26 protein-coding genes are annotated in these 22,515 nt (G+C 46.5%); all 26 read left to right on the top strand.

Going from position 1 to position 22,515, the window contains the following annotated elements; all coding sequences use genetic code 11:
* The first annotated feature begins 2 nt into the window (after positions 1-2).
* The 26 genes from KNP94_RS06025 (at position 3) to fliM (ending at position 22,515) form a co-directional block, all read left to right on the top strand.
* Complete coding sequence (locus KNP94_RS06025) at positions 3-887, top strand: flagellar hook-length control protein FliK (RefSeq protein WP_215115423.1); 885 nt, start codon at positions 3-5, stop codon at positions 885-887.
* Positions 884-1,144 (top strand): EscU/YscU/HrcU family type III secretion system export apparatus switch protein, encoded by a 261-nt coding sequence (locus KNP94_RS06020; RefSeq protein WP_215115422.1) that lies wholly within the window; start codon positions 884-886, stop codon positions 1,142-1,144. Before KNP94_RS06025 ends, KNP94_RS06020 begins: the two co-directional genes overlap by 4 nt.
* A gap of 88 nt (positions 1,145-1,232) precedes the next feature.
* A complete protein-coding gene (gene sucC, locus KNP94_RS06015; RefSeq protein ID WP_029330843.1) occupies positions 1,233-2,393 on the top strand; it encodes an ADP-forming succinate--CoA ligase subunit beta in 1,161 nt (386 codons plus the stop codon).
* Positions 2,394-2,406: 13 nt separating this feature from the next.
* Positions 2,407-3,324, top strand: a complete 918-nt coding sequence (sucD, locus tag KNP94_RS06010) for a succinate--CoA ligase subunit alpha (RefSeq protein ID WP_088837375.1) — start codon at positions 2,407-2,409, stop codon at positions 3,322-3,324.
* 64 nt (positions 3,325-3,388) lie between these two features.
* Positions 3,389-4,216: a DNA-processing protein DprA gene (gene dprA, locus KNP94_RS06005; protein WP_214892048.1), complete on the top strand. Its 828-nt coding sequence runs from the start codon at positions 3,389-3,391 to the stop codon at positions 4,214-4,216.
* Positions 4,217-4,263: 47 nt separating this feature from the next.
* Positions 4,264-6,360, top strand: coding sequence for a type I DNA topoisomerase (gene topA, locus KNP94_RS06000; protein ID WP_088837373.1), 2,097 nt, complete (start codon positions 4,264-4,266; stop codon positions 6,358-6,360).
* A 3-nt stretch (positions 6,361-6,363) separates the two neighbouring features.
* On the top strand, positions 6,364-7,668 hold the full coding sequence (trmFO, locus tag KNP94_RS05995) for an FADH(2)-oxidizing methylenetetrahydrofolate--tRNA-(uracil(54)-C(5))-methyltransferase TrmFO (protein ID WP_088837372.1): 1,305 nt from the start codon (positions 6,364-6,366) through the stop codon (positions 7,666-7,668).
* A gap of 171 nt (positions 7,669-7,839) precedes the next feature.
* Positions 7,840-8,718 (top strand): tyrosine recombinase XerC, encoded by an 879-nt coding sequence (locus tag KNP94_RS05990; protein ID WP_214765153.1) that lies wholly within the window; start codon positions 7,840-7,842, stop codon positions 8,716-8,718.
* A 13-nt stretch (positions 8,719-8,731) separates the two neighbouring features.
* Positions 8,732-9,283 carry an ATP-dependent protease subunit HslV gene (gene hslV / locus KNP94_RS05985; protein WP_029330826.1) on the top strand — a complete coding sequence of 184 codons (552 nt, stop codon included), beginning with the start codon at positions 8,732-8,734 and terminating at the stop codon, positions 9,281-9,283.
* A complete protein-coding gene (hslU, locus tag KNP94_RS05980; protein ID WP_029330824.1) occupies positions 9,270-10,649 on the top strand; it encodes an ATP-dependent protease ATPase subunit HslU in 1,380 nt (459 codons plus the stop codon). The genes hslV and hslU overlap by 14 nt, the downstream gene beginning before the upstream one ends.
* 16 nt (positions 10,650-10,665) lie before the next feature.
* The gene (gene codY, locus KNP94_RS05975) at positions 10,666-11,445 is read left to right on the top strand and encodes a GTP-sensing pleiotropic transcriptional regulator CodY (protein ID WP_029330822.1); all 780 of its coding nucleotides are present in this window, start codon (positions 10,666-10,668) and stop codon (positions 11,443-11,445) included.
* Positions 11,446-11,689: 244 nt separating this feature from the next.
* Complete coding sequence (flgB, locus tag KNP94_RS05970; protein ID WP_088837369.1) at positions 11,690-12,052, top strand: flagellar basal body rod protein FlgB; 363 nt, start codon at positions 11,690-11,692, stop codon at positions 12,050-12,052.
* A 2-nt stretch (positions 12,053-12,054) separates the two neighbouring features.
* Positions 12,055-12,453 carry a flagellar basal body rod protein FlgC gene (flgC, locus tag KNP94_RS05965; protein ID WP_029330818.1) on the top strand — a complete coding sequence of 133 codons (399 nt, stop codon included), beginning with the start codon at positions 12,055-12,057 and terminating at the stop codon, positions 12,451-12,453.
* 15 nt (positions 12,454-12,468) lie between these two features.
* Complete coding sequence (gene fliE / locus KNP94_RS05960) at positions 12,469-12,759, top strand: flagellar hook-basal body complex protein FliE (RefSeq protein WP_215115421.1); 291 nt, start codon at positions 12,469-12,471, stop codon at positions 12,757-12,759.
* Between the two features lie 28 nt (positions 12,760-12,787).
* Positions 12,788-14,356, top strand: coding sequence for a flagellar basal-body MS-ring/collar protein FliF (gene fliF, locus KNP94_RS05955; RefSeq protein ID WP_214768593.1), 1,569 nt, complete (start codon positions 12,788-12,790; stop codon positions 14,354-14,356).
* A 4-nt stretch (positions 14,357-14,360) separates the two neighbouring features.
* Positions 14,361-15,368, top strand: coding sequence for a flagellar motor switch protein FliG (gene fliG / locus KNP94_RS05950; RefSeq protein WP_029330812.1), 1,008 nt, complete (start codon positions 14,361-14,363; stop codon positions 15,366-15,368).
* A complete protein-coding gene (locus KNP94_RS05945) occupies positions 15,352-16,077 on the top strand; it encodes a FliH/SctL family protein (protein WP_029330810.1) in 726 nt (241 codons plus the stop codon). Before fliG ends, KNP94_RS05945 begins: the two co-directional genes overlap by 17 nt.
* On the top strand, positions 16,070-17,383 hold the full coding sequence (gene fliI, locus KNP94_RS05940) for a flagellar protein export ATPase FliI (protein WP_088837364.1): 1,314 nt from the start codon (positions 16,070-16,072) through the stop codon (positions 17,381-17,383). Before KNP94_RS05945 ends, fliI begins: the two co-directional genes overlap by 8 nt.
* A gap of 12 nt (positions 17,384-17,395) precedes the next feature.
* Positions 17,396-17,830: a flagellar export protein FliJ gene (locus KNP94_RS05935; protein ID WP_088837363.1), complete on the top strand. Its 435-nt coding sequence runs from the start codon at positions 17,396-17,398 to the stop codon at positions 17,828-17,830.
* Between the two features lie 35 nt (positions 17,831-17,865).
* Complete coding sequence (locus tag KNP94_RS05930) at positions 17,866-18,384, top strand: MotE family protein (RefSeq protein ID WP_251131908.1); 519 nt, start codon at positions 17,866-17,868, stop codon at positions 18,382-18,384.
* A gap of 15 nt (positions 18,385-18,399) precedes the next feature.
* A complete protein-coding gene (locus KNP94_RS05925; RefSeq protein WP_215115420.1) occupies positions 18,400-19,506 on the top strand; it encodes a flagellar hook-length control protein FliK in 1,107 nt (368 codons plus the stop codon).
* Complete coding sequence (locus KNP94_RS05920; protein WP_029330801.1) at positions 19,499-19,966, top strand: flagellar hook capping FlgD N-terminal domain-containing protein; 468 nt, start codon at positions 19,499-19,501, stop codon at positions 19,964-19,966. Before KNP94_RS05925 ends, KNP94_RS05920 begins: the two co-directional genes overlap by 8 nt.
* Positions 19,966-20,865, top strand: a complete 900-nt coding sequence (gene flgG / locus KNP94_RS05915) for a flagellar basal body rod protein FlgG (protein WP_214801847.1) — start codon at positions 19,966-19,968, stop codon at positions 20,863-20,865. The genes KNP94_RS05920 and flgG overlap by 1 nt, the downstream gene beginning before the upstream one ends.
* A complete protein-coding gene (locus KNP94_RS05910) occupies positions 20,862-21,098 on the top strand; it encodes a flagellar FlbD family protein (protein ID WP_088837359.1) in 237 nt (78 codons plus the stop codon). Before flgG ends, KNP94_RS05910 begins: the two co-directional genes overlap by 4 nt.
* On the top strand, positions 21,073-21,522 hold the full coding sequence (locus KNP94_RS05905; RefSeq protein ID WP_029330792.1) for a flagellar basal body-associated FliL family protein: 450 nt from the start codon (positions 21,073-21,075) through the stop codon (positions 21,520-21,522). Before KNP94_RS05910 ends, KNP94_RS05905 begins: the two co-directional genes overlap by 26 nt.
* Before the next feature lie 9 nt (positions 21,523-21,531).
* Positions 21,532-22,515 carry a flagellar motor switch protein FliM gene (gene fliM, locus KNP94_RS05900; RefSeq protein WP_088837358.1) on the top strand — a complete coding sequence of 328 codons (984 nt, stop codon included), beginning with the start codon at positions 21,532-21,534 and terminating at the stop codon, positions 22,513-22,515.

Here is a 22,515-nt window from a genome sequence, read left to right as displayed (position 1 = left end):
GCGTGCAAATCGAACATCGGGCTTTACTCCCCTTTAAGGTCATCGACCAAGCCAACATGCCGTTACGTGAAGGGGCGAATGTCGTCGGCAAAGTGCTGAAGCTCCTCCCCGATGGTTTGATGGAGTTACAAGTCGGACAACGGGTTTTAACTGCCGGAACGACGGCCGACTTGAAAGAAGGGATGTCGTACCGGTTCGTCGTGACGAGTACGGAAGGGCAACCCGTACTGAAGATTTTGTCGGAAGCTCCACAAACTGCGGCGAAACAAGTCCTGCCTTCGATGCTTGAGAGTCTCTTGCGCCCGACCTCAGAGGGAGTACCGCAGACGACACGTGCGCTGTTACAACAACTCGGTCAACGCGCAACAATGGAGGGCTCGGGTGAGACACTGAAGCAGGCAATTGTCCAGCTTGTTCAGTTAGCACGAAATGCAGAGACGGAAGGGCAAGGGACGCTCGACCGAAAGACGAGTGATCAAATCTTGACGCAACAACTCGTTCAAGCGACGAATGAACCGGGGCGCGGACTCTTTATGTTGCAACTACCACAGTTTGGTCCCTTTGAAGATGTCGATGTGACGATGGAAGCACCGTTCGACAAAAAAGAATTCAACCCGGACCATGCCCGAATCGCTTTTTATCTCAAACTGCCTCAGTTGGGCGAAATTGCGATTGACTTATTAATCACTGATCGAAAGATGGCTGTTTCCGTCTTTCATCCGGATCAACGGATTAGCGCATTCATGGACGCTTATCAACCGATGATGGAACAACGCTTAAAGGAGCAGGGATATGAGTTGATTCGTTTTGAATTGGTCGAACAAACGAAAGAGCGGGTGCCTATCGATTTGACACGTCGGAGTGGAAGGGTGGATTACCAAGCATGAAAAAAGCAATTGCTTTATCTTATGAAGAACAAATGGCAGCTCCAAAAGTCGTCGCCAAAGGTTCCGAAGTCGTCGCCGAGCGGATTTTAGAAGAAGCGATCCGACACAACATTCCGATTCGGCAAGATCAGACATTGGTCACATTACTTGATGCAATCGAGGTGTCTGAGCAAGTTCCGCCGGAGTTATACGGGGTCATCGCCGAGCTGTTTGCCTTTTTATATCAGCTCGATCATGAGGGAATCACGAAAAAATAAATGCTTTCGGTCGATAACGATAGACAGCGCTTCCAATTTTAACTACAATGAAAGAGCCGAAACTAAAGGGGTTAAGGGGGATTTTTTCATGAATGTACATGAATATCAGGCAAAAGAGTTACTTCGTTCATACGGTGTACCTGTACCGAACGGAATCGCAGCATTTACGGTCGAAGAGGCTGTCGATGCAGCAGAACAATTGTCAGGCCCAATTAAAGTTGTCAAAGCACAGATTCACGCAGGGGGACGCGGTAAAGCTGGTGGTGTCAAACTAGCAAAATCGCAAGAAGAAGTAAAAGAATTCGCGACGGAGTTACTCGGCAAAACGCTCGTCACGCATCAAACAGGACCAGAAGGTAAAGTCGTTCAACGTCTTCTCGTCGAAGAAGGTTGTGCGATTGATAAGGAATACTATCTCGGGATTGTCCTTGATCGTGTGACAGGTCGTGTCGTCATCATGGGTTCAAGTGAAGGCGGAATGGATATTGAAGAAGTGGCAGAAGCGACTCCTGAAAAAATCATCAAGGAAATCGTTGATCCAGCAGTCGGACTTCAAGCTTTCCAAGCACGTAAATTAGCGTTCGCAATGGGTGTACCCGTTAAACTCGTTAACAAATTCGTTGGTATGGTGACGAAACTCTACACGTTCTTCGTTGAAAAGGATTGCTCAATCGCTGAAATCAATCCACTCGTCACAACAAAAGACGGTGATGTCGTTGCACTTGACGCGAAGTTGAACTTCGATTCGAATGCGTTGTATCGTCATGCGGACATCGTCGCACTCCGTGATGAAACGGAAGAAGATCCACGTGAAGTCGAAGCTTCAAAAAGCGATTTGAACTACATCGCGCTTGATGGGAATATCGGCTGTCTCGTTAATGGCGCAGGTCTTGCGATGGCAACGATGGACATCATCAAACACTTCAGTGGCGATCCGGCCAACTTCCTCGATGTAGGTGGCGGCGCGACGAAAGAGAAAGTAACAGAAGCGTTCAAATTGATTCTCTCAGATGATAACGTCAAAGGAATTTTTGTCAACATCTTCGGCGGCATCATGAAGTGTGATGTCATCGCGGAAGGGATCGTTGCAGCAACAAAAGAAGTCGGCTTAGAGTTACCACTCGTCGTTCGTCTTGAAGGAACAAACGTTGACGCAGGGAAACAAATTCTCAAAGATTCAGGTCTAGCGATTACAGCAGCTACATCAATGGCAGACGGCGCAGAAAAAATCGCTGCGCTCGTGAAGTAAGGGGGAGCTAAGGATGAGTATTTGGGTAAACGAATCAACAAAAGTGATCATTCAAGGAATTACAGGTAATCAAGGAATGTTCCACGGTGAACAAATGATTGATTACGGAACGAACCTCGTCGGTGGTGTCACACCAGGTAAAGGCGGAACAGAAGTGCTCGGTGGCGTGCCTGTCTTTGATACGGTTGCGCAAGCAGTCGCTAAAACAGGGGCAAATGCATCGATTATCTATGTACCACCAGCATTCGCTGCGGATGCAATCATGGAAGCTGCGGATTCAGACATCGCTCTCATCATCTGTATCACAGAAGGAATTCCCGTTCTTGATATGGTAAAAGTAAAACGTTATCTTGACGGAAAACCAGTTCGTTTGATTGGTCCGAACTGTCCTGGCGTCATCACACCAGGCGTCGCGAAACTTGGCATCATGCCTGGTTACATCCACACACCAGGTCATGTCGGAATCGTTTCACGTTCTGGGACATTGACGTATGAAGCGGTGCACCAATTGACGACGGCTGGAATCGGTCAATCGACTGCTGTCGGTATCGGTGGTGATCCTGTCAACGGGACAGACTTCATCGACACGCTCAAAGCGTTCAATGAAGATCCTGAAACAAAAGCGGTCATCATGCTTGGTGAAATCGGTGGTACGGCAGAAGAAGAAGCGGCTGAGTGGGTCAAAGCCAACATGACGAAGCCGGTCATCGGATTCATCGGTGGACAAACTGCTCCTGAGGGCAAACGTATGGGTCATGCGGGTGCCATCATCTCAGGTGGTAAAGGTACGGCATCGGAAAAAATCAAGACACTTCGTGCAAATGGTATCGAAGTCGCAGACTCTCCGGCAGTCATTGGTGAAACGTTAATTCGTGTCATCAAAGATGCTGGTATCTACGATCAATGTGTCACGGGTTCAACGGTCAAATAAAAACGTCGAGAGCTGTCCTGAAGATTCAGGACGGCTTTCTTCTATATAAAAGGAGTGTATGTTAATGGAGCGAGAATGGTACGTTCGATTTGCAGCATGTCGTGTTCCTTATCCGATTGTCGCCTTAGTAGAACAATATGGTATTTTATCGGTCGCTGATCTTCCGACAAATGCCGAGAGTAAAAAGCGATATCAAGCAGCTCTTTCACTCGAACACCTCCCGTCTCAGTTACTTGTTCCGACCGATCCCGAGTTCCCGCAACAATTACTCCACATACCACGACCGATTTACGGCCTGTATTACGTAGGCGATTCGTCGCTTCTGCGTCATCCTTTAATCAGCATCATCGGTAGCCGAACCCCATCCCCGTCCCATAAAGAACGTCTATCGTTCTTACGCCCGTTTTTTAATTCCCCTTTCGTCACTGTCTCTGGTGGAGCTTACGGGATTGATTCCCTCGTCCATCGCCTTTCCTTGAAGTATGACCAACCAACCATCGCCGTCATGGCAACAGGACTCGATTCTCTTTATCCGAAACAACACGCGGCCCTCTTTGATCGCATCGCACAAGCTGGTTTGTTGCTCTCCGAGTACCCTCCTGAGACCCCCATTCAAAAATTCCAATTTTTAGAACGTAATCGCATCATCGCTGGATTATCATCAGCCCTCGTCATCGTCGAAGCAGCGTTGAAAAGCGGAACGATGAATACAGCAGGACACGCTCTGGACCAAGGAAAAGACGTCTATTGCTTGCCGGGTTGTCCGACTGAAAAAATGTTTTGTGGAACGAATCAATTGATTGCGGAAGGGGCGATTCCGCTCCTGAATCCGGAAGAAGTTTCAAAAAGTATCTTGATGGACGTTGACAAATGGGAATCGAGACTACTATGATAAGTGAGATTAAAATACGAGTACGCCTCTAATAGGGAGCGATTGCAATGGCAAAATATTTAGTAATCGTCGAATCACCTGCAAAGGCAAAAACCATCAAACGTTATCTCGGTTCGAACTATACCGTGAAAGCATCGATGGGGCATGTCATCGATTTGCCAAAAAGCCAAATGGGTGTCGACGTCGAACATGACTATGAACCAAAATATATTACGATTCGTGGTAAAGGTCCGGTCTTGAAAGAATTGAAAACTGCTGCTAAAAAAGCACAAAAAATCTATCTCGCGGCCGACCCTGACCGTGAAGGGGAAGCGATCGCTTGGCATTTAGCGAAAGCCCTCGGTGTCGATGAATCGACAGAGTGTCGGGTCGTCTTCAATGAAATCACAAAAGACGCCATCAAGGATTCGTTCAAGAAACCCCGCAAGATCAACTATGATCTTGTCGACGCGCAACAAGCGCGGCGTATTTTGGACCGTCTTGTTGGGTACAGCATGAGTCCGTTACTTTGGAAGAAAATTAAAAAAGGATTGTCTGCGGGACGTGTTCAATCGGTTGCCGTGAAGATGATTATTGATCGGGAACAAGAAATCAATGCCTTTTTACCAGAAGAGTACTGGACGATTAAACTTGAGCTTGATGCGAACGGTGAAAAACTCGAAGCAAACTTTTATGGCGTCGACGGTAAAAAACGTGAACTCCATTCTGAAGAAGATGTCAACGAGGTGTTGGCAAAACTTTCAGAATCCTTTACGGTCGATTCGGTAACGAAGAAAGAGCGCAAACGTAATCCAGCGTTACCGTTTACAACGAGTTCGCTCCAGCAAGAAGCGGCACGTAAGCTTAACTTCCGGGCGAAGAAAACGATGATGATTGCCCAACAACTCTACGAGGGAATCGAGTTAGGGAAAGAAGGGACAATCGGTTTGATTACGTATATGCGTACCGATTCGACACGAACGTCTGAAACAGCGAACCTCGAAGCGCATGGTTTCATCGAAAATGCGTACGGAAAAGAATACATCGCCAGTGAAAAACGTAAAGAGAAAAAAGCGGCCAATTCACAGGATGCTCACGAAGCAGTTCGTCCGACGTCAACGATGCGTGACCCACAACTCGTTAAATCGTATTTGTCGCGAGACCAGTTCCGACTGTATAAACTCATTTGGGAACGATTCGTCGCCAGTCAAATGGCACCGGCGATTTTAGACACGGTCAAAGTTGATTTGAATTCGAACGATGTCATGTTCCGGGCGAACGGTTCGACGGTCAAATTCCCTGGTTTCATGAAAGTCTACATCGAGGATACAGATGATGAAGCAGTGACGGACGTCAAAGAAGGACTCTTACCACCACTCGAAGACGGTGAAGTCTTGCAACAGGAATCGATTGACCCGAAACAACACTTCACGCAGCCACCGCCACGCTATACAGAGGCACGTTTAGTACGAGCGATGGAAGAACTCGGGATTGGTCGTCCGTCGACATACGCTCCAACACTCGACACGATTCAAAAACGAGGGTACGTGACGCTCGAAGAAAAGAAATTCTTACCGACTGAACTCGGAGAGCTCGTCATTGATATGATTAGTGATTATTTCCAAGAATTCATCACGGTTCAATTCACGGCAGACATGGAAGCGTTGCTTGATGCGATTGAAAAAGGCGACATGCAGTGGACGGAAGTCGTCGATCCGATTTATAAATCATTCGCGAAACGTTTGACGCGGGCGGAAGCAGAAATCGAGAAAATTGAAATCAAAGATGAACCAGCCGGAGAAGATTGCGAAGTATGCGGTCATGCGATGGTCATCAAGATGGGACGGTACGGCAAGTTCATGGCGTGCTCAAACTTCCCGGAATGCCGAAACACGAAGCCAATCCAAGTCGAGATTGGGGTCAAGTGTCCGACATGTGGTACAGGGGACATCGTCGAACGTCGCAGCAAAAAAGGCCGGTTGTTCTATGGGTGTTCAAATTATCCAGAGTGCGAATTCGTCTCATGGGATAAGCCGGTCGAAGAGCCATGTCCCGTCTGTAGCAGTATGATGGTACAAAAGAAAATCAAGAACGGTGTGAAAGTAGAATGTACATCTTGTGGACATCATGAAACGCGCATCGATCAAGAGCAAGAGGAGGAGTGACCGTTGAAACGAGTAACGGTAATTGGTGCCGGGCTCGCAGGTTCTGAAGCAGCATGGCAGCTTGCGAAGCGAGGCGTCCAAGTAGATTTATATGAAATGCGACCGGTGAAGCAGACCCCTGCTCACCATACCGATCAATTTGCAGAGCTCGTCTGTTCGAATTCCTTACGTGCGAATCAATTGACGAATGCAGTTGGTGTATTAAAAGAAGAGATGCGTCAATTAGACTCTCTCATCATGAAAGCGGCTGATTTAGCGAGTGTCCCTGCAGGGGGCGCACTCGCTGTCGATCGGCATGACTTCGCAGGCTATGTGACAGAAACACTGAAGAATCATCCGAACGTCACGGTCCATCATGAAGAGCTTGAAGCGATTCCGGATGGTCCGACGATCGTTGCAACTGGACCACTTACGAGTGCTGCGTTATCTGAATCACTCAAACAGTTCACGGGAGAAGATTATCTGTATTTCTTCGATGCGGCAGCACCGATTCTCGATGGGGATACGATTGATCGAGACAAGGTCTACCTCAAGTCACGCTACGATAAAGGAGAAGCCGCGTACTTGAACTGTCCGATGACAAAAGAAGAGTTTACGCATTTCCATAATGAGCTGATTGCGGCAGAAGTCGTTCCGCTGAAAGAATTTGAAAAAGAAATTTACTTCGAGGGCTGTATGCCATTTGAAGTACTCGCCTCACGCGGACCAAAAACATTGTTGTTCGGACCAATGAAACCGGTCGGTCTTGAAGACCCGAAAACAGGCGAACGTCCTTACGCAGTCGTTCAGCTTCGTCAAGATAACTCGGCTGGAACACTCTTCAACCTCGTCGGTTTCCAAACGCACTTGAAGTGGGGCGAGCAAAAGCGGATCATCCGTTTGATTCCTGGTTTAGAAAATGCCGAAATCGTCCGATATGGTGTCATGCACCGGAATACGTTCGTCAATTCACCGAACTTGTTGCAAGCGACGTATCAAACACGGACACGACATGATTTATTCTTTGCCGGTCAAATGACAGGGGTCGAAGGATACGTCGAGTCAGCAGCATCCGGTTTGACGGCAGGGATCAATGCGGCACGGTTAGTGAATGAAGTAGAACCAATCGCGTTCCCGAAAGAGACGATGATGGGGGCGATGGCGCACTACATCACGACGACGGAAGGAAAGAACTTCCAACCGATGAACGCGAACTTTGGACTTGTTCCCGGGCTCGTCGGTCATCCAGTCCGAATGAAGAAACCTGAGAAATATGCGCTCCTCGCAGAACGAGCGTTAGAAGCCATCAAAGACTTTACCGATATGTAAAGAGGATGGGGGAAAAGCCGCAGAAACAGCGGACTTTTCCCCCATTTCTTAATTTTTCATAAAAGCGTGATAATTTCGTCATTTTTTCGGTTTTTGGTCTATTGTCAGACTACTTGCGGTGTGCTATGCTAAGGTCGATTCGAGAACACATGGTCAGGAGGAGGCTCGGAAATGGGATTAGACTCAGAGTTTGAGCGGCTGCGGAAAGACTTTTTGCGGTACGTGCATATCGAACGTCAACTATCTCCGAATACGGGTCGCTCATATGATCAAACCCTTCGACAATACGCCGCTTTTTGCCTCGATCATCAACTACGATCGATTGAATTGGCAACTGCACGGCGTTATTTGTATGCACTCTACGAGCAACAAGCTTCAAAATCGACAATTGCCCAAAAAGTATCATGCTTGAAGCAATTTGGTCGCTTTTTGACGCGCGACACGGATGCAGTCAACCCGTTTGAAGGATTGAAAGCGCCCAAACGTGCCCAATCGTTACCGACCTTTTTAGTTCCATCTGAATACGAACGATTTTTAGAAGCCTTTCGAACGGAAGATACACTAGGCAACCGAAATGTCGCAATGATTGAACTGCTCTATGCGACCGGGATGCGTGTCAGTGAGTTGGCAGGACTAAATCTTCAAGATTTAGATCAAGACTTAGAGTATGTCCATGTATATGGAAAAGGTCGTAAGGAACGCATCACGCCGATTGGTTCTTTCGCTAGACGGACGTTGCAGGTTTACTTGCAAGAGCGTCGAGGAAAAGATGAAAAGGAACAGGCTGTGTTCGTTTCGAAATCGGGACGACGACTGACGACAGACGGTATTCGTAAAATCTTAAAAAAAGGCGATCATTTGCTTTCGAAACATGTGACGCCGCACGCACTTCGACATAGCTTCGCGACAGACCTGTTAGAGAGAGGGGCGGACCTTCGGGCGGTTCAGGAACTCTTAGGTCATGCCTCTCTATCGACGACGGGACAATATACTCATGTAACGACGGAGCGGTTGCGTCATGTTTATCAGCAAGCGCATCCGCGTGCCTAAGGGAGGAAACGGAATGTTTCATGCAACGACGATTTTTGCGATTCAACATAATGGTCAATCCGCGATGAGTGGAGATGGTCAGGTGACATTTGGTAATCAAGTCATCATGAAGAAAAGTGCAAAGAAAGTAAGACGCCTTTATGGGGGAAAAGTGATTGCAGGATTTGCTGGAAGTGTAGCAGATGCCTTTACGCTGTTTGAGAAGTTTGAAGCGAAGCTAGAGATGTATAATGGTAATCTCCAACGTGCCGCAGTCGAGCTAGCAAAAGAATGGCGCGGCGACAAAATGTTACGTCAACTCGAAGCATTGCTACTCGTCATGGACGGGACACATTTACTGCTCGTTTCCGGAAATGGTGAAGTCATCGAACCGGATGATGGAATTCTTGCAATCGGTTCAGGCGGTAATTACGCGCTTGCTGCTGGTCGAGCATTGGCACGTCACGCTGGACAGATGTCAGCAGAAGAAATCGCACGAGCCGCTCTTGAAACAGCCGGAGAGCTCTGCGTGTTCACGAATGATCAAATTGTTTTAGAGACGATTGGAGGAAGTGCAGATGCATGAATTGACACCAAAACAAATCGTAGCCAAATTAGATGAACACGTCGTTGGACAATCGGATGCGAAACGCGCCGTCGCAATCGCACTTCGTAATCGGTACCGTCGCCAATTACTCGACCCGGCATTACGCGACGAAGTAACACCTAAAAATATTTTGATGATTGGACCGACTGGAGTCGGAAAGACGGAAATCGCAAGACGTCTAGCAAAACTCGTTCGCGCACCATTCGTTAAGATCGAAGCGACGAAATTCACAGAAGTCGGATACGTCGGTCGTGACGTTGAATCAATGGTTCGTGATTTAGTCGAAGCTTCACTCCGTCTTGTCAAAGATGAGAAGAAAGAAGCGTTAAAAGATCGAGCAGAAGCCGTTGCGAACGAACGGATCGTGGATGCGTTAGTCGGAAAAAAATCGACGTCGGGTCTTGGTGGTGGAAGTAATCCATTCGAAATGTTGTTTGGTGGTAATCAAGCACAACCTGAACAAGAAACAGCGAATGATACGGCGGACCGCTCAGTCATTCGTCAACAATTAATCAGTGGTCAACTAGAAGACCGCATGATTGATGTCGACGTCGAAGAGCGCCAAATGGATTTATTTTCGGGACAACAAGGGATGGAAGGCTTATCAAACCTACAAGATATGCTAGGTCAAGTCATGCCGAAGAAAACGAAAAAAAGACAACTGACCGTCAAAGAAGCACGACCGATTTTGACTGCTGAAGAAGCGGAACGTTTACTTGACTTAAACGAAGTCCATGACGAAGCCGTTCGACGTGCGGAGCAAATGGGGATCATCTTCGTCGATGAAATCGATAAAATTGCAACGAAAGGTCAAGATAGCGCCGGCGTTTCACGCGAAGGTGTCCAGCGAGATATCTTACCAATCGTCGAAGGCTCTACCGTCGTGACGAAATACGGCTCGGTCAAAACGGACCATATGTTGTTTATCGCCGCAGGAGCGTTCCATATGGCGAAGCCGTCTGATCTCATTCCAGAGTTACAAGGACGTTTCCCGATTCGAGTCGAGTTGGATAGTTTAACGGAAGAAGACTTCGTCAAGATTTTGACAGAACCGAATCAAGCGTTACTGAAACAATACAAAGCGTTGCTTGGAGCAGAACAGGTCCACGTCACCTTTACCGAGGATGCGATTCGTCAAATCGCGCGGATTGCTGCTCAGGTCAATGATGAAACTGATAATATCGGTGCACGACGTTTATATACAATCATGGAACGGGTGTTAGAGGAACTATCCTTTGAAGCGGCAGATATGCCAGAGTCGGATGTTACGATCACACCACAATATGTAATGGACCGAGTTGGAAAAGTAGCAGATGATCGTGACTTAAGTCAGTTCATCTTATAAGTGGAGGAAGAAAATCATGAATTTATTGGCAAAAACACGAAAGCTTAATACGATGTTACAACAGGAAGCTAGTACACATGTAGACTTTAAAATTATGGCGGAACGGTTAAGTGAAGTCATGGAGTCGAATACATTCATCGTTAGCCGCCGTGGGAAATTACTCGGTATTGCCATCAAGCAACAAATTGAGAATGCACGAATTCGTGGATTCCTCGAAGAACGTCAATTCCCAGAAGACTACACAAAACGTTTATTTAACGTCATGGAAACGACAGCGAATATTACGATTGATAGTGAACATACGGCATTCCCGATTGATAATCGTGATACGTTCGAATCATCAAAAACAACAATCGTTCCAATCATCGGAGGCGGCGAACGCTTAGGGACACTCGTCCTCGGACGAATGGTCGATGATTTCGACGAAGAAGATCTCGTCCTAGCTGAATATGGAGCGACGGTAGTCGGTATGGAGATTCTTCGAGAGAAAGCACATGAAGCTGAGGATAAAGCACGTAAAAAAGCTGTCGTCCAAATGGCAATCAACTCGTTATCATATTCAGAGCTTGAAGCAATCGAGCATATTTTTGAAGAACTCGACGGCAATGAAGGATTACTCGTCGCATCAAAAATTGCAGACCGTGTCGGGATTACACGTTCCGTCATCGTCAATGCACTGCGCAAGCTTGAAAGTGCGGGTGTCATCGAATCGCGTTCACTCGGTATGAAAGGGACGTATATCAAAATCTTAAACGATAATTTCCTTTATGAATTAGAACGGATTAAATCAAACTAAACAACGAAAACTGGAATCAATCAAGAAGACCTAGTAAATACTAGGTCTTCTTTTCTTATATAGGTATTATTTATCATTTTTATAAGAAAAGGTAATAAAAAACAGAAATTTAACATCTCATTACCCTGATTTTCAAAAAACTTCTTTCCAAACATTGACCTATTTGTTTCAATTATTTCAGAAGTGTTACTAATGATTACAAAAAAACTAAATACTCGATATAAAATCAAGTGGAGGTTAAGGGATGAATTGGTTAGGCTCAGATTATTCACTCATGACACAAGCCGTCGATCGGACGGTTGCAGCTCAAAAAGTAATCTCAACGAATATTGCGAATGTGGATACACCCGGATACAAAGCAAAACGCCTCGTTTTTGGTGATGTATTGAATTCAGAGATGAAAATGAGTTTACAACGACATGCGACGATTAATACTTCAGGAACGGTCGTCGAACAAAGCACATCGATGCGAAATGATGGAAATGGCGTCGATATTGACCTTGAGATGTCTGAATTATCACGCAATCAAATTGAATATGAAGCGCTAGTCGAACAATTGAATCGTAAATTCTCTGGTATTCAATCTGTTATTCGAGGAGGGCGATAAAGATGACGATGTTCTCAGGATTCCATACATCCGCTACAGGATTAACAGCGCAGCGGCTCCGACTCGATACGGTATCAGCAAACATCGCCAATGCTCAAACGACACGAGGCGAACTCGTGAATGGAGAATGGCAACCGTATGCACGAAAATTAGCCGTATTAAAAGAAACAGGTAACGGCGTCACAGTCAGTGAAATCCGGAAGGATCAAGAGCCGTTTAAATTAGAGTACAATCCAAACCACCCAGATGCAGACGAACTTGGCTATGTAAAAATGCCGAACGTGGATTTATTGAAGGAAATGGTCGATATGATGGGCGCGACCCGCTCGTATGAAGCAAACGTCACGGCGCTGAATGCGACAAAGGCGATGTTAGTAAAAGCGATGGAAATCGGTAAATAACGAGGAGATGACATCATGGCAATTCAACCTATTCAAGGGATGCAACAAATGGTCTTACCATCACAATCAGTCGCTAAGACGTCCCCAGGAGATTTTAGCGATGTGCTAAGCCAAGCCATTAACGGCTTGAACGACGCGCAACAAGCATCCTCACAAGCACGTGTGGACCTTGCGACAGGGAAGACAACGGATCTACATAACATCATGATTAAAACAGAAGAAGCATCGCTTTCTATGCAACTCGCCATTGAAGTCCGGAATAAAGGGATTGAGGCATACCAAGAAATGATGCGTATGCAACTGTGACTGCTAAGGAAAGCGTGGGAGATGTTTGATGAACGAACGGCTAAAGGCGCGTTTTAGCGCAATCAACACGACATGGAACGAATGGTCACTCGCAAAAAAAGCGACCATCATCGGTATTACCTTAATCATTTTATCAGCTCTTATTGCTGCCATCATTTGGTTGTCGACACCGACAATGACGCCATTGTATTCAAAACTATCACCGCAAGAGGCTGGACAAGTCACTGAAAAATTAAATGAAGATGGCGTTCGTTCGGAAGTTGTGACAGCTTCAGACGGAGTGACGATTCTTGTGCCGGAGGCGAATGCGGAAAATTTGAAAGTAGAGTTGGCTACTGCTGGCATACCGAAGTCCGGTCAAATCGATTATTCATTCTTTAGTGAAAATGCCGGGTTTGGTACGACTGACAAGGAAATGAATATTTTAGAGCGCGATACGATGCAGACTGAACTTGAGAACTTGATTACGCAAGTAAACGGGATTGATGCAGCGAAGGTAATGATTACACTTCCTGAAAAAAGCGTCTTTTTATCAGACGCCGAAGAGACGTCAACCGTATCGGTTGTGTTAACGTCAAGCGCTGGGAGTGATTTGAATCAACAGACTGTACAAGGTCTTTACCACCTAATCGCAAAAAGTATTCCTAATTTGAAAGAAGAAAATATTACAATCATGGATCAGTACTTTACGTACTACGAACCGGGCCAAGGAACACAGACGGCTGGTGGCGCAGATCCGATGCAATTAAAGAAAACAACGGAAAATGATTTACGAAAACAAATTCAACAAATGTTATCCGTCGTTCTCGGACCACAAAAAGCGCTCGTGTCAGTCACGGCAGACGTCGATGTCACACAGCGCCAAGAAGAACAAAAACTAGTCGAACCCGTTGACCCTGATAAAATCGAGGGGATTGTAACTTCGGCAGAAAAGGTTGCCGAAGCCTACACGGGTGCAGCGAATGAAGGAACAGCCGGTACTGGTGAAAATGAGACCATCAACTTCCCGGCCGGTACAGGAACGACAGGTGATACGAGTGAGAAAACGCACGATATCATCAATTATGAAGTAAACCGGATTACGAAACAGATTACGGGAGCACCTTATGAAATACGTGATTTAGGTATTCAAGTCATCGTTGAACCACCAAAAGGTCAAGCTCAAATCGATCCGCAACTTCAAACGGACCTTCAAACGATGCTCTACTCGATTATTCGGACGTCCATCACGAAAACGGATGCAAAAGCGACGTTGACGGATGCCGAATTGACGAACAAGGTCGTCGTCATGTCCCGACCGTTCGCTGAAACACCAACACAAAAAGCGACGACTACAGTCACGCCGATGTGGGTTTGGTTCGCGCTTGGTGCAGCAGCACTGATCGTCATCGGCGCCATCTTCATGATGATGCGAAGACGTCGTACGACGGAAGTCGAAGAATTAGAAGAATGGACACCAATCGAAACAGAGATTCCAGAACTATCGACAGAAGATACGAGTGGCGGAGCAGTCAAACGGAAACAGCTTGAAAAATTAGCATCCTCAAATCCAGATGAATTTGCGAAGTTATTACGCACATGGTTAGCGGAGGATTGATGAGATGAAGAAACTAGATATGAATAGTCGTGAGAAAGCAGCGATCTTGATGATTTCGTTAGGTCCAGAAGTGGCGGCGAACGTCTACAAACATTTGACTGAGGAAGAAATGGAATGGTTGACACTCCAAATTTCGAGCATGAAACGAATTGATCCTGAAGAAAAACTAGAAGTACTCGAAGAATTTCATGAGTTGGCAACGGCGCAAAACTACATTACGCAAGGTGGTATCGGCTTTGCGAAAAATGTGCTTGAAAAAGCATTAGGTGAAGAAAAAGCGATGGAATTGATTCATCGATTAACTTCGACCTTGCAAGTCCGGCCGTTCGAGTTTGCCCGTAAAGCAGATCCGAAGCAATTATTGAACTTCATTCAAAACGAACATCCACAGACGATTGCACTCGTCTTGGCACATCTCGACCCGGGAAAGTCCGGTCAGATTCTTTCGGAGCTTCCAGCTGAGGCGCAATCGGATGTAGCACGACGAATTGCAACGATGGACCGAATGAACCCGGAAATCATCAGCGAAGTCGAACAGATTCTTGAGCGGAACTTATCTCAAGCCGGTATGCAAGATTATGCGCAGTCTGGTGGTATCGAGGCAGTCGTTCAAGTATTGAACGGTGTCGATCGGACGACGGAACGGACAATCCTCGATACGCTCGAAATTCAGGATCCGGAACTCGCCGAAGAAATCAAAAAACGGATGTTTGTTTTCGAAGATATTGTCACACTCGATGCACGAGCAATCCAACGAATCATCCGCGAAGTTTCAAACGAAGATTTGTTGCTTGCGCTTAAAGTCTCTTCGGACGATGTCAAAGAAATGGTGTACCGAAACATGTCTCAGCGAATGGTCGAATCGTTCAAAGAAGATATGGAATTCATGGGACCCGTCAGATTGCGCGATGTCGAAGAAGCTCAAAGCCGAATCGTCGGAATCATTCGTCGCCTAGAGGATATGGGTGAAATCGTCGTCGCACGTGGTGGAGGAGATGATATCGTTGTCTAACGTCATTAAACGACAAATTGTCATCGAAGGTCATCAGCGCACAATTCTTCATCAAGAAGAGCGAGCGATCGAACGGGATGCCGAGCCGAGTATTTCTTATGAGGCGTTGATGGCAAAAGGTCAAAATGAGCTCGACGAGCAACTTCAGCTGATGCGTCAACAAGAAGAAGCGCGTCGACAGGCTTTTGAACAGGAACGTGAAATGGCTTTACAGGAAGCGAAGGAACAAGGCTATCAAGCGGGTTATGAGCGAGGGCAGCAAGACGGACTAGACGCTTATGCACGAAAACTCGAGGAAACGAATCAATTTGCAATGCGTCTTGAGCAGATGCAGACGGACCGCTTGTTAGCGATGGAAGATGAATTATGTGCATTGTCACTTCAAGTGACCCATCATTTTTTAGAAAAATTACATGATACAGATGAGGAGGCACTCTATCAATCGATTCACCAATTGATTATTCAGTTCCGTGACCGTGAAAAGATCATTGTTTACACGTCTGCAGAAGATTTTGAACGGGTTGTATTACTGGATGAACGTCTACATACGATTTTAGGTGGTGCTGCGACAATCAGCTTACGGATTGATCCGGAACTCGCGCCTCGCGATTTCCGTATCGATTCAGAAAATGGAGCGATTACGGGCGGGCTTACTTCTAGTTATGAGGCATTGATTAACCAGGTGACTGAGGTGCTACAAGATGTATAACGTGAAGCAGTTGCAAGCGGCCGTTCGAGATATTCGGACGGATGACTTAGTCCGGCATTCCGGTAAAGTCGTGCAAGTAATCGGTTTAATGATTGAATCACGAGGACCGACGGCAGTCGCAATCGGGGAACGGTGTTTGATTCAACTGCACCGAGGTCAAGAAATCGAAGCAGAGGTTGTCGGCTTCCGAGAAGGGCACGTCTTATTGATGCCTTACGGTGAAACGACAGCAATTGCACCAGGATCAATCGTCATCGCAACAGGAAAACCACTTCACGTACCCGTCGGTGAGGAACTGATCGGGAAAGTATTAGATGGATTAGGTCGAGCACTTGATGGTGAGGAGTTGACTCACCTCCGGACAACATCAATCGTGCGAAAACCACCGAGTCCACTTGAACGACCACGTATCAATGAAGTGTTGTCGACAGGTATCCGCGCCATTGATGGTCTGTTGACAGTCGGTCAAGGGCAACGCGTCGGTTTGTTTGCCGGGTCTGGTGTCGGGAAATCAACACTGCTCGGAATGATTGCAAAACGTTCGACTGCTGACATCAATGTGATCGCCTTGATTGGAGAGCGAGGGCGGGAAGTGAAAGAGTTCATCGAAGCGGAGTTGGGCGAAGAAGGGATGAAGCGTTCCATCATCGTCGTCGCGACGAGTGACCAACCACCGCTTGTCCGTTTAAAAGGAGCCTATACGGCGACAGCAATCGCAGAATACTTTCGGGATCAAGGTAAGAATGTCGTCTTGATGATGGACTCCGTTACGCGGTTCGCGATGGCGCAACGTGAAATCGGTCTGGCGACAGGAGAACCGCCTGCTTCAAAAGGATACACGCCGAGTGTATTCGCTCTACTACCTCAGTTACTCGAACGAAGCGGAAAGACGACAGCCGGGTCGATTACAGCTTTTTATACCGTACTCGTCGATGGAGACGACATGAACGAACCGATTGCGGATGCAGTCCGCGGGATTTTAGATGGTCACTTTGTCCTTGATCGAAGTTTGGCGAACAAAGGGCAGTATCCGGCGATTCATGTTTTACGTTCGATTAGCCGGGTTATGAATCAAATCACATCGACGGAACATAAAGACAGTGCGATCGTCTTTCGGCAATTGCTCTCGACATACTTAGATGCAGAAGACTTGATCAATATCGGTGCATATAAAAGTGGGACAAACCCTGAAATCGATCGTGCCGTCGAAAAATATCCGGAATTAATCGGCTTTTTGAAGCAACGTGTTGAAGAAGGAAGTCAATTTGAAGAAGCCATGAACCGTTTAATCACGACGATTCGCTAAGGAGGAAAAGGCATGAAAACAATATATGAGCGAATCATTCCTTTAGCCGAGGCGGAGAAAGATCGTGTATCGAAACAAACGGCTGAAAAAAAGAAACGCTACGAGATTGAAGTCGAAAAGTTGTATCACCTGCTCGTTCGTTACGAAACATTTTTGAAGGCACAAAATGAGACGGGTACCGTCGAATTACTCGCTTCTCAATACCGTGAACGTGCGCGTGACGTCGTCAAACAGCAAATCGAACGTCAACAATTATATGTCACTCAAGCAAAAAATCAGTATGAACGCGCACAAGTCGATTTAAAAGAAGCGATGATTGAGGAAAAGAAGTTCACGCGTCTTCAGGCGAATCAACTAGAAGAAGCACGGCAAATCAATGCACTACTCGAACAAAATCAATTAGATGAACTGGCACTGTTACAGTTTGGAAGAGGGCGGACATCATAAGTAATTCAAAATCATCGAAACAATGGATTTTACCGTTGTTGATCATTCCCTTGATCTTAATCTTAGGTACAGCCTATCTTGTGCTCAATTATGCTAACGGTCGTCCGATGCTTGCACTCCCGTTTTCGACAGAGGAAACGTCGAAACAAACGAAGGGAACGCCTGGTAAGGAAACGTCTGATTTAGAAAATCGATTAAAAATAGCGAATCAAGAAATTAAAAAATTGCGAAATGAAGCGACGGAACAAGCGGATACACTCAAAGTGAAAGAACAAGAGATTACGCGATTAATCGCGGAGCGCGATCAATTAAAACAAACGCCTTTCCCGGATAAAACAACCGAGGAAGACAAGAAGACAACAAAAACGGCAAGTGTGACCGATGTTTATGCAGAGATGTCGCCTAAGGAAGCAGCGACAATCTTAAATGAACTCAGTCCGACAGAGGTCGTTCCTATCATCGAGACTATCGATGCGGAACAACAAGCAGCCATCATCGCAAAAATGGATGCGAAAAAGGCTGCGGCATTGACGCAACTACTCGCGACGAAATAGAGGTGAGCGAACACGATGAATTTGACAGATGTGCAACAAAATCAAACAGTCAAAGGTACGGCGAAATCAGTCGGTCAAAGTGCTCCTTCGGCTGAAGGCATGGGGAGTTTTGCTTCTTTGCTACAACTGTTCACGACGCCAGAACCAAGTCTTCTGCCTGAGAACACCGTCCCTAGCACGACGATGCCACAATCAAATGAAGGTCAGCTGGTGAAGATGCTCACAGCACAACCCGAACAAGCCTTGCTTTTACTGGATCATCCACAATTAGAAGCACTAGAGCAGGATCCAAAAGGAATGACGGAGCTCGTACAACTCGTAAAAACGATCCAAGAAGGAGATGCGGAACAAGCGACGGCGATGTTGCAACAATTACCGGCGTCCGTCGGTCAATTGATTACGGCGACAATCGTGTCGATTCTTGGTGTTACAAAACCGGTAGCAGGTCAACAGCAACCAGTAGCAGATACGCCCGTCGGAAAAGGTGTTAAGACAGCGGAAGGTGAATTGAAGACGGGGAGGGTCGTGCAGACGGTTCTTCCGGTGACACGACAAGTCGCCATGGCTCAAACCTTACCGGCTTCGATGAAGTTAGGCGAAGGCTTGACGCGTAGTGAGCCGTTGAAAGGAACAGTTGATTCGGAAGGAACGGCGTTACCGCTCGCCTTTTCTTCGACACTGTTCGTGAAAAGCGATCGTACCGTTACGATGCCTCCCCTCGTTCCGCAAAGTAATGTCGATGAACAATTGGCAAAACGAATCGAAGCAGCACTCCAACAAGCCCCGTTCTTAAAAGGAGCAGACGGTTCGACACGAATGTCGATTCGTTTATACCCAGAACAGCTAGGTGAAGTCGTCGTTCAACTCGAGCGAAAAGAAGGTGTGTTGACAGTGAAGTTGTTTGCGGGCACCGAGCAGGCAAAACAACTGATTGAGCAACAGCTAGGTAAATTACAAGGTTCGCTGCAACATCAAGCGCCGCTCGTTAAAATCGAGACGGGATTACTTGCCTCGACCGTAAAAGAGTTTGATACATCGACACCACAAGAGCGGCAAGAGACAGCGCAAGAGGAACAACCGAAACCTCAAGATGAGGAGTTAGAGGAGGAAGAAGATGACTGATTCCATTAATGCGGCATCGTCCTACCAGTTGCCGGATAAAACGACAGCTGTCCCGAATAATTCGATGGACAAAGACATGTTCATGAAAATCTTGATTGCCCAGTTATCGAATCAAGATCCGACTGCACCGATGGAAGATAAAGAGTTCATCTCACAAATGGCACAATTTTCTTCCCTTGAACAAATGCAAGCGATTGGAAAAGGGATGGACACGATGGTCTTGAATCAACATGCGAATTCCTTGCTGACATACAGTAATTTAATCGGGAAATCAGTTAGTTACGAAACAGATGGAACGGTTGAGGATGCGACGGGAACGGCGACGGGCGCGACGGTCAAGGAGACAGCGAATGTTATAAGCGTCAAGCGAGACGGAATTGACGTCATCGCGGAACTCTCGAACGGGAAGCAAGTCAGTGTCTATGAATTAACGGAGATTAAAACAAAGGAGGAAAAATAATGTTACGTTCAATGTATTCAGGAATCAGTGGGTTAAAGAACTTCCAGACAAAGCTTGACGTCGTCGGGAATAACATCGCAAACGTCAATACGTTCGGTTACAAAAAGGGGCGGGTTACCTTTAAAGATCTCGTTAACCAATCAGTCGGTTCAGCTTCAGGAGCAGGTGGCGGTGTCGGTGGTACAAACCCGAAACAAGTCGGACTCGGGGCATCAATGTCGACGGTCGATAACGTCTACAACCAAGGTGCACTTCAAAACACGGGACGGACACTCGATGTCGGGATTTCAGGCGAAGGGTTCTATCAAGTGCTTACAGCAGATGGCGTTCGTTACTCGCGTTCAGGAAACTTTTACACGGACTTGCAAGGGAATATCGTCACGGGAGACGGGAACTACCTCGTCGGACTATCTGATCCGCCACCAGCGAATCCAGGACAGCCACCAGCAGATCAAGCAAACTTGCCAGCAAACACATACGATCCGGCGAATGGCCAAATTACGAATAAAGCACCAAACGGCTACATGAAACTCCAAATTCCGACCGGCGCGCAGAACTTAGCAATCGGAAAAGATGGATTGGTCACATTCGTTGATGCGACAGGTGCGTTGCAACGCGTCGGATACGTCTCGATGGCAAACTTTGCGAACCCGGGTGGACTTGAAAAATCAGGGGTGAACCTCTTTTCTGCCTCACAGAACTCAGGGATTCCAGCAACAGGGACGCCAAGCACGAACGGACTTGGGCAACTGACGTCTGGGACGCTCGAAATGTCGAACGTCGACTTATCAGAAGAGTTTACGGAAATGATTATCGCGCAACGTGGATTCCAGGCAAATACACGGATTATTACGACATCCGACCAAATCTTAGAAGAACTCGTTAACTTGAAACGATGATTACACTGACGACGTTACGTCAAGCACCGCTCGTATTGAATGCTATATTAATCGAATCGATTCGATCGACACCAGATACGACGATTCAACTCGTTGGAGGGCAGACATACATCGTCAAAGAATCGTTAGAAGAGGTAAAAGCGGCAACAATCGATTTTTACCGACAAGTCGGACTAGCGGGCTTGAACAGCATTAGGAGGCTCGAAGATGGCAGAAGAAAAGAAGAAGAGTAAGTTAAAAATACCGTTGATCATGGTTATCGTGGCCCTCATGATGATCGGCGCAGGGTATATGCTCACGAAGTATTGGTTAGTCGGAGATGAGACGGAAGCAAAAGTTGAACAACCGACAGGTGCCGAGCTCGAAGAACGAAGTTTTCAAACAGATGACTTGACGACGAACATCGCAGACGAACGGTTTTTGAATGTTCAGTTTACGATTGTCACGGATGATGTGAAAACGAAGGAAGAGTTAGAACTACGTAAGTTTCAAATCAACAACATCATTCTTGGTGATTTAGCATCGATGAAAAAGCAAGACTTGGATTCAAAACAAGATATGGCAAAGCTTGAAGAAAAATTACGTGGTCAATTCAAAAAACTTCTTCAAGAAGGCGATGTTCAACGCGTCTATACGACGAAAAAAATCATCCAGTGAGGTGGCAGCATGAGCGAAGTATTATCACAACATGAAATTGACGCCTTGCTATCAGCCATTTCGAGCGGAGATATGGAAGTCGAGGAGATACGAAGTCAAGAAGAGGAACGGCGTGTCAAAGTGTATGATTTCAAACGGGCACTTCGTTTCTCAAAAGATCAAATGCGGAACTTGACTCGAATTCATGAGCAATTCGCACGTGTACTGACAACACACTTTTCAGCGCAGCTGAGAACGTACGTCCAGTTCACGGTCAATACGGTCGAACAGTTGCCATACGATGAATTCATCCATTCCATTCCGAACATGACCTTAATCAATCTAGTTAACCTGAAACCGCTCGATGGTAAAGTTATCTTTGAAGTCAACCCGAACATCGCCTATGCAATGCTCGATCGTCTCCTCGGTGGTCCTGGCGAAGGGATGAATAAGATTGAAAATTTGACTGAAATCGAGACACGCATTTTGACACAATTGTTTAAGCGGGCATTCGTACAATATGGCGAAGCTTGGGAGTCAATCACAGAACTAGAAGCAGAGTATGACGATTTAGAAATCAATCCGCAATTCCTTCAACTCGTTTCGCCGAATGAGACGGTAATCCTCGTCTCGATTTATGTGACGGTTGGAGAAGTCAGTGGGACGCTCAATGTCTGTCTTCCGTTCGTCACACTCGAACCGATCATTCCGAAGCTATCGAGTCATTTTTGGATGCAACAAGAAAAACGTAAAGCGGTCGATAACCAAGAATCTGAACAGATGCAAACTCAGTTGATGGGGTCAATCGTCGATTTAAAAGCTGTGCTCGGCCAAACGGAATTGTCGTTTGGAGAATTGTTACACCTCGAGGTAGGCGACTGCCTGTCCCTGAAGACACGTACATCCGACCCGGTTGAATTGTTTGTTGATGATCGGAAAATGTTCAAAGCGCGACCTGGTCTGAATGGGAAGCATCTCGCTTTACAAGTCATACAACGAATTGAGGAGGAATAA

Source organism: Exiguobacterium sp. s80 (assembly GCF_018618725.1).
Taxonomy (GTDB): Bacteria; Bacillota; Bacilli; order Exiguobacteriales; family Exiguobacteriaceae; genus Exiguobacterium_A; species Exiguobacterium_A oxidotolerans.
Note: the sequence above shows the minus strand (reverse complement) of the source record. Positions and strands in the feature narration are given on the sequence as shown.

Coding starts and splice junctions, on each gene's coding strand:
- KNP94_RS05910 (WP_088837359.1), top strand. CDS start 20,862: ATGATTACACTGACGACGTTACGTCAAGCACCGCTCGTATTGAATGCT.
- fliM (WP_088837358.1), top strand. CDS start 21,532: ATGAGCGAAGTATTATCACAACATGAAATTGACGCCTTGCTATCAGCC.
- fliE (WP_215115421.1), top strand. CDS start 12,469: ATGGCAATTCAACCTATTCAAGGGATGCAACAAATGGTCTTACCATCA.
- sucD (WP_088837375.1), top strand. CDS start 2,407: ATGAGTATTTGGGTAAACGAATCAACAAAAGTGATCATTCAAGGAATT.
- flgG (WP_214801847.1), top strand. CDS start 19,966: ATGTTACGTTCAATGTATTCAGGAATCAGTGGGTTAAAGAACTTCCAG.
- KNP94_RS05920 (WP_029330801.1), top strand. CDS start 19,499: ATGACTGATTCCATTAATGCGGCATCGTCCTACCAGTTGCCGGATAAA.
- KNP94_RS05945 (WP_029330810.1), top strand. CDS start 15,352: ATGATATCGTTGTCTAACGTCATTAAACGACAAATTGTCATCGAAGGT.
- fliG (WP_029330812.1), top strand. CDS start 14,361: ATGAAGAAACTAGATATGAATAGTCGTGAGAAAGCAGCGATCTTGATG.
- KNP94_RS05925 (WP_215115420.1), top strand. CDS start 18,400: ATGAATTTGACAGATGTGCAACAAAATCAAACAGTCAAAGGTACGGCG.
- flgC (WP_029330818.1), top strand. CDS start 12,055: ATGACGATGTTCTCAGGATTCCATACATCCGCTACAGGATTAACAGCG.
- hslV (WP_029330826.1), top strand. CDS start 8,732: ATGTTTCATGCAACGACGATTTTTGCGATTCAACATAATGGTCAATCC.
- dprA (WP_214892048.1), top strand. CDS start 3,389: ATGGAGCGAGAATGGTACGTTCGATTTGCAGCATGTCGTGTTCCTTAT.
- KNP94_RS06020 (WP_215115422.1), top strand. CDS start 884: ATGAAAAAAGCAATTGCTTTATCTTATGAAGAACAAATGGCAGCTCCA.
- fliF (WP_214768593.1), top strand. CDS start 12,788: ATGAACGAACGGCTAAAGGCGCGTTTTAGCGCAATCAACACGACATGG.
- codY (WP_029330822.1), top strand. CDS start 10,666: ATGAATTTATTGGCAAAAACACGAAAGCTTAATACGATGTTACAACAG.
- fliI (WP_088837364.1), top strand. CDS start 16,070: ATGTATAACGTGAAGCAGTTGCAAGCGGCCGTTCGAGATATTCGGACG.
- flgB (WP_088837369.1), top strand. CDS start 11,690: ATGAATTGGTTAGGCTCAGATTATTCACTCATGACACAAGCCGTCGAT.
- sucC (WP_029330843.1), top strand. CDS start 1,233: ATGAATGTACATGAATATCAGGCAAAAGAGTTACTTCGTTCATACGGT.
- KNP94_RS05905 (WP_029330792.1), top strand. CDS start 21,073: ATGGCAGAAGAAAAGAAGAAGAGTAAGTTAAAAATACCGTTGATCATG.
- topA (WP_088837373.1), top strand. CDS start 4,264: ATGGCAAAATATTTAGTAATCGTCGAATCACCTGCAAAGGCAAAAACC.
- KNP94_RS05990 (WP_214765153.1), top strand. CDS start 7,840: ATGGGATTAGACTCAGAGTTTGAGCGGCTGCGGAAAGACTTTTTGCGG.
- KNP94_RS05935 (WP_088837363.1), top strand. CDS start 17,396: ATGAAAACAATATATGAGCGAATCATTCCTTTAGCCGAGGCGGAGAAA.